This window comes from Syntrophomonas sp. (assembly GCF_028707975.1).
Taxonomy (GTDB): domain Bacteria; phylum Bacillota; class Syntrophomonadia; order Syntrophomonadales; family Syntrophomonadaceae; genus Syntrophomonas.
Genome location: NZ_JAQVZX010000125.1, coordinates 1 through 4,505 on the forward strand (window position 1 = coordinate 1; position 4,505 = coordinate 4,505).

At 43.8% G+C, this 4,505-nt stretch carries 6 protein-coding genes; all 6 read right to left on the reverse strand.

From position 1 onward, the window contains the following. Nucleotides 1-156 precede the first annotated feature (156 nt). The 6 genes from PHP87_RS10835 to PHP87_RS10860 all read right to left on the reverse strand — a co-directional run bounded on the left by PHP87_RS10835 (nucleotide 157) and on the right by PHP87_RS10860 (nucleotide 4,281). Nucleotides 157-837 (reverse strand): DUF421 domain-containing protein, encoded by a 681-nt coding sequence (locus PHP87_RS10835; RefSeq protein WP_299921250.1) that lies wholly within the window; start codon nucleotides 835-837, stop codon nucleotides 157-159. A 269-nt stretch (nucleotides 838-1,106) separates the two neighbouring features. Continuing rightward, nucleotides 1,107-2,786: a DNA polymerase/3'-5' exonuclease PolX gene (polX, locus tag PHP87_RS10840; RefSeq protein ID WP_299921252.1), complete on the reverse strand. Its 1,680-nt coding sequence runs from the start codon at nucleotides 2,784-2,786 to the stop codon at nucleotides 1,107-1,109. Between the two features lie 3 nt (nucleotides 2,787-2,789). Then, complete coding sequence (gene zapA, locus PHP87_RS10845) at nucleotides 2,790-3,068, reverse strand: cell division protein ZapA (protein WP_041427420.1); 279 nt, start codon at nucleotides 3,066-3,068, stop codon at nucleotides 2,790-2,792. 219 nt (nucleotides 3,069-3,287) lie between these two features. Continuing rightward, the gene (locus tag PHP87_RS10850) at nucleotides 3,288-3,419 is read right to left on the reverse strand and encodes a HepT-like ribonuclease domain-containing protein (RefSeq protein ID WP_299921259.1); all 132 of its coding nucleotides are present in this window, start codon (nucleotides 3,417-3,419) and stop codon (nucleotides 3,288-3,290) included. A gap of 216 nt (nucleotides 3,420-3,635) precedes the next feature. Further along, nucleotides 3,636-3,938, reverse strand: coding sequence for a nucleotidyltransferase domain-containing protein (locus tag PHP87_RS10855; protein WP_299921261.1), 303 nt, complete (start codon nucleotides 3,936-3,938; stop codon nucleotides 3,636-3,638). A 217-nt stretch (nucleotides 3,939-4,155) separates the two neighbouring features. Continuing rightward, nucleotides 4,156-4,281, reverse strand: a complete 126-nt coding sequence (locus tag PHP87_RS10860) for a hypothetical protein (protein ID WP_299921262.1) — start codon at nucleotides 4,279-4,281, stop codon at nucleotides 4,156-4,158. Nucleotides 4,282-4,505: the final 224 nt, after the last annotated feature.

The following is a 4,505-nucleotide window of genomic DNA, read 5'->3' on the forward strand; positions in this document are numbered from 1 at the left end:
GGAATTTGCTTAATTGCAAACTTGATGTCACTGCAAAAAGTTATAAATATGCATTAGCTTGCATAAATATACCGCTCCAGCGTCCTTAATAGCGACCGAAGGGAGCATCAGTTGTGCCCGACAGGGCCCTTCGCATGGGCAACACCTGCGGCTTGTTCACTTTTCATCAGCGGTTGTTTCCTGCCATCTTTCTTCCAGCAAGTCCATTCTTCTACAAATGAAATCCAGGCGCTGGTCAATGTTTTGCAAAAGTCCGGGTAACGAAATTCCTTCTCTTGCCAATAAGGGCTCCTGCTGCCGGGCAAAGAATTCGGCTCTGGAGACGGTACTGGTAGTTGAAACTGTCGATTGTATGTGGGGATTGATTCCCAGATCCCGGCGGGTTACCGGCTCATCTTCTTCCTTCAAAATTACGCTAAAACCCCCACATGATTCCAAAATCCCCTTGTCGACATCCTCGATTTCTCTTATCCCCTGTTTTCTAAGTTCCTGTAAGAGATCATCGGCATTGAATTTTTCCCTGGCCATATTTTCTTTTACTATTTGCCCATTGTCAATTAATATTACCGGTTTTCCGGTTATTAAGTGAGACAGGGTCTGATTCTTCAAGGCCAGGTAACCCATGATATATTCCAACAAGGCGAGAGTAACCAGAATGACAATGCCCTCATAAAAAGGAAGGCTTTTATCCAGGGCTACTGAAACCACCGTATGGCCTACCCCGGTCATGACCACAAAATCAAAAGGCCCCAGCTCCCCTAAAGCTCTTTTACCCAAAAGCCTTATCATTATTAAAGCCAGAAAATACATTCCTACTGCCCGCAAAGCAAATATCAACACGCGATTTCCCCCTTTTAAGCATCGGAAGAAACTGCGGAGCAGTTTCCACACAGCGCTACAACGAGGCGGGGGATTAGAACCCGCCGTCTGTTTTGTTAATAGGAACCCGGCCGCTTTAAGAAGCTGGGGACATATTTCACCTCATTATAGAAGTTCTTGCTCTATTATTCGGTATGAGCTTCCCGCTTTATTCGTAATAGCTTATAAAGGTTATTTGGCTTGGGGCCAGGAAGGAAAGAAGGGGAGGGTTAAAAGGTTTCAAAGAGCTAGCTCTGCTTTTTCTGAATGTAGTCCAGTAAGTCGACAAGTTCCCAGCTATTAACCACATCAGCCGGCTCCAGCCAGCCGCGACGGGCATTTATTACCCCGTATTTCATCAATTTCAAGTCTTGTTTGGAATGGGCATCGCTGTTTATAGCTACTTTAATACCCATATCTTTGGCTATTTTAGCCGTTTCTTCATCTATATCCAAACGATCTGGATGAGCGTTGATTTCCATAATTTTCTGATTGCGAGCGGCCGCTTCCAGTATCCTATCCCTGTCAATTTCGTAGCCTGGCCTGCGGTTTAGCAAGCGCCCGCTGAGATGGCCGATTATATCTACCTTCTCATTCTTAATAGCCCGGATTATTCTTTCAGTCTGTTTATCCCGTTCCAGTTTGAAATTACTGTGTACGGACCCGATTACAATATCTAAATCTTCCAAAACATCATCATCAAAATCCAGGCTGCCGTCCTTTAATATGTCGACTTCACTACCTTTTAATACCCGAAATTCATCTAAATTCACGTTTAAAGCCTCAATGACCTTTCCCTGGGCTTTAAGCCTTTCTTCATTGAGCCCCCTGCTAATCGGCAGGGAGCGGGAATGTTCGGTAATAGCCAAATAGGAATAGCCTGAATCCTTTGCCGCTTGCACCATTTCCTCAATCTCATGAGCTCCGTCACTCCAACGGGAATGAGTATGCAGGTCTCCTTTAATATCGCTTAGTTCTATTAGCTGGGGAATCTCTCCTTTGCCGGCTGCTTCAATTTCCCCTCGATTTTCTCTAAGTTCAGGGGATATATACTGCATATCCATACTTGCATAAAACGCTTCTTCACTGAAAAAAGCGCCTCCCTGCTCTTCTCCTCCTAGCTCTCTTATTTCTTTAATATGCTCTTTGGAGCCGGTCGACCAGAATAGCTGGGATAAAAAATCTGCTGGCGGTACAATTATTATTTCGAAATTTAAATTATAGCCAAGACGGCCCTTTATGTGGTCAGTACCCAGGCTCTCGATTTCCTCCAGCCTTCTGTAACTGCTTACCGCATGGTGCACTGCCTCAAATGAGCAGCTTGACACCAGAATATCTACATCGCTGACCAGAGGCTTGCCCCGGCGAACACTACCAGTAATAGCAGCTTCCTCCACCACCCTGCTGTTCAGCAAATAATCGCGCAGCTCTTCCGCCAGGGGAAGGGCTAGTCCCAGCGTACTCTTCGCGCTGGCTTCCTTTAGCATTTCCATGCCTTTTTTGATATTGTATTCGGTCTTGGCCCCCATACCGGGAAGCGTTCTTATCCTCTTTTCCCGGGCTGCTTTCAGGAGATCCGGCAGGTTGTCTATACCCAATTCATCGTATATCAGCTTTGCCGTCTTGTGCCCAATTCCGGGCAAGGCCAGCATGTCCAGCAAGCCTTCCGGCACTTCATGGGTCAGTCGCTCATAATACTCGCAGCTGCCCTTTTCCAGCATCTCCTCAATTTTGGACTGCACCGCTTTGCCCACAGCGGGAATATCCCCTAGCCTACCACTTTTCTGGATATAAGTCAGATCTTCATCCAGGTGGTAGATGGAGTCGGCAGCCTTGCGATAGGCCCTGATTTTAAAGGGATTTTCATCCTTTATTTGCAGCAAGTCAGCTATTCGATCAAAGATCCGGGCCACATCACGGTTGGTCATCAATTATCCCATCCTGTTCTTTTTCTCCTCTTCCAGGGTTTTGACCAATTCATCATAGTCTTCCTGCAGCTTGTTCAATTCGTCAGCCAGGTTGAGAGCCGTTAATACGGCTATTTTGGTATTGGAAAGGTTATAATTACGCTGCTGAATCATTCTCATGCGGCGATCCACATAGTTGGCCAGCATTTCCATGTATTCCGGGCTCTCATCCCCTTTTACCACATAGTCTTCGTTGAAAATGCTTACCGTAACCTTGTTGATTTGAATTTTTTTATCCTCCATAAATAATACCCCCTGCTAATCTGCAATCATGGTGTATTTCTCCATTTACACCCCTTTTTCCTTCAAAAGAAAAAAACCAGGTTTAAAACCTGGTAATAGCCAGGGTCATGTTTTCCTACCATATGAACCAGCCCAGCTTCACCCTCAATCATATTAGATGCGCGTTCTTTCAATCTATTGAAATACCCGTAAATGTTCATCTTTGATTTCATTGATAACCTATGCATCAGAATCAAACTGTTTAATAATACTAGAACAATAATCTTTTAATTTCGGAATATCGCTTGTAATGGTCTCCCACAAGCTTTCATCATCAATCTTACCGTAGTTATGAGCAACTACATTACGCAATGCCTTAATTTGTGTCCAAGGTATCCAGTATAGCTCTGTTTAAAATCATTCGTAAGATGTGTGGTTAGTTCTCCAATCTGTAGAACGCAAAGAGCTGTAGCATTCTTATAAACAGAATCCTGTTTATAAACACTATAATCCTCTCCAAAGCGATGGATAGTCTCTGAAATATCATTACAATAGGAAATAATGCACCGGAGTACATAAGCGTTTCGATTATTCTGCATATAATAGTATCTCCTCATTCTTGGTTTTTTGCAGAAAATCATCTTCCAGACTTCCCGTTGTCAAAACATCGACTTTCATCTGTAAAGCTTCTTCAATTTCTGTATACAGGCCACATAAAGCAAACATTCCTTTAAGAGACCCTTTATCTACACGAAAATCTACATCGCTGTTTTCACTAACATCTCCACGAGCATAAGAGCCAAACAGATAGACACGTGCTACTCCATATTTCCGTGCAATCGGTTCTACAATAGCCTTGATTTCCTCTATCGTATACTTTTTGACTGGCATAGTTCTAATCTCCTTTGACCCTTACTTTCATCCAAATTACTACTATGTTTATTATATCACAGCCCTTTTCAAAAAAATACCATAATCCGATTTGCTGCAATAGCAAACTACTGAAAAACCGCTAATTGACTAGTTATATGTTACCCAGATACTCCTTTTATTCAGAAAAACAAATAGCCCATTGGCCTCAAACAAACACCAACAGGCTTTTAAATAATCATCTTATCTCTCGCCTGCTCTTGCGGCAGGCATACTTTTTGGCTTCTTTCTTCTTATCCTTGTGGGTTCCGGCATGTTGGTTGAGAGCAACCGGAATGCGCGGCTTCAGTACCTTCTTCTTCATGATTTCCTCCATTATGAGATCTGCCTGGGTTATTACCCCCTCACTCCTAATCCCTCTAAATCACCGTATCCTCTTCCGCCTTCCGTCTTTCTATACTTTAAAACAGCTTCCCCCGATAAATTCCCGGAGAATGGAATTGGCGGGAACCGCATCCGGTGCTATGGGCTTAAAATGGCTGGCAAATTGCAGGAGATAGCGTGCCGCCACATACTCCGGGTATTCCG

Coding starts and splice junctions, on each gene's coding strand:
- polX (WP_299921252.1), bottom strand. CDS start 2,786: ATGACCAACCGTGATGTGGCCCGGATCTTTGATCGAATAGCTGACTTG.
- zapA (WP_041427420.1), bottom strand. CDS start 3,068: ATGGAGGATAAAAAAATTCAAATCAACAAGGTTACGGTAAGCATTTTC.
- PHP87_RS10855 (WP_299921261.1), bottom strand. CDS start 3,938: ATGCCAGTCAAAAAGTATACGATAGAGGAAATCAAGGCTATTGTAGAA.
- PHP87_RS10860 (WP_299921262.1), bottom strand. CDS start 4,281: ATGAAGAAGAAGGTACTGAAGCCGCGCATTCCGGTTGCTCTCAACCAA.